Source organism: Oleiphilus sp. HI0043, assembly GCF_001634935.1.
Map to the genome: position 1 here is coordinate 1 of NZ_LWEY01001446.1, position 1,300 is coordinate 1,300.

General features: G+C 48.2%; 1 protein-coding gene and 1 pseudogene. Both read right to left on the reverse strand.

All coding sequences use genetic code 11. The features are described 5' to 3' along the window. Positions 1–479: RnfABCDGE type electron transport complex subunit D (locus tag A3729_RS20395; protein ID WP_197475951.1), on the reverse strand; the 479-nt coding region annotated here is incomplete at its 3' end. 1 nt (position 480) lies between these two features. Next, positions 481–1,300: pseudogene (locus A3729_RS33280) on the reverse strand (hypothetical protein); the annotation flags it as partial.

A 1,300-nucleotide genomic window follows, 5' to 3' on the forward strand; every position in this document is an offset into this window, starting at 1 on the left:
AGCGTTGCTCCCAGCGTTGCTGGAGAGTCCAATAAAGTCTGCGGTGTTGCCCAATTGGTCGTCATCGCTACAGGAAAAGATACCAGCACCAAAGCATAACCCACCATTGCCGGGTTAAAGGGGTTATACCCCATTCCTCCGTATAAGTGCTTGGCAAAAACAATAGCAAATGCTGTCGCTACCAAAGATACCCACCAAGGCGCAAAAGGAGGCAGAGCAATCCCCAGCAACACTGCTGTTACAAGCGCACTGTAGTCGTTAAGGTAAAACATAACAGGGCGCTTACGAATCTTCAGAATCAAGATTTCGCAAACAATCGCCACCACGCTGCACCAAAGAACATTGTGCAAGTTGCCCCAGCCGAAAAAAATCGTCTGTGCAATCAGGCCGGGAATAGTCAAGCCGATGACCCAGCGCATCATGTTTGCAGTTCGATTAGAACCTTTCGCATGCGGTGAAGTGAGCGTCAACAATGCCATCTTAGTTACCATTCTCTTGTGATTTCTGCACATCGCCTACTTTAGCGCGCGCACTATTCAGTTCATCTTGAGCGACTTTTACCCGCTGCTTGTTTTTATCAACGGCACGGGTTAATTTCTCGACTTGCTCTGGTTGAGCATTTGCTAAAGCGTCTTCCATCTTCATTAGCTTTGATTCCGCCTTTTCCACAGCTAGACTCAAAGCATCCAGATCAGGCAGTTCTTCCTTTTCACTTTCTTGTGAGCCTGACTGAGTCGAAGCTAATGCCTGTTGTGCCTCCTCGAATGCCTGTTTGGCTTGCTCAACACGCACTTTGTTCTTGTCGACAGCACGGGTTAGTTTCTCTACCTGCTCGGGCTGAGCATTTGCAAGTGCATCTTGCATTTTTGCCAACTTAGATTCGGCTTTCTCAAATGCTAGCTGCAACTCATCTACAGCAGCTTGATCTATGCCCTTAGCCTCACCCGCTTCTTCACTTTGCATCGCAGGTTCTGAGTTTGCTTTTTCCCAGGCTTGCTTAGCCTGGTTAACTCGCATTTGGTTCTTTTCTACAGCTCGGGTTAATTTCTCTACTTGCTCAGGATTATTTTCTTTTGCCGATTCAAGTGCATCGAGCATCTTATCCAGTTTCGATTGCGCCTTATCCCAGGCAGTTTTTAACTCTTCCGGGCTTTGCTCTATTGCTTCTGCAACTTCCTTAGCTTTCTTTGCTTCCGCTCTAGCCAAAGCTTCCGCAACCGCCGCTTTCTTGGCATCTATCTCTGGCGCTTTCTCTGGGGCCGCAGCAGCCTGAGCCTTTTTCTCTGCTTGCGCTTTCGCA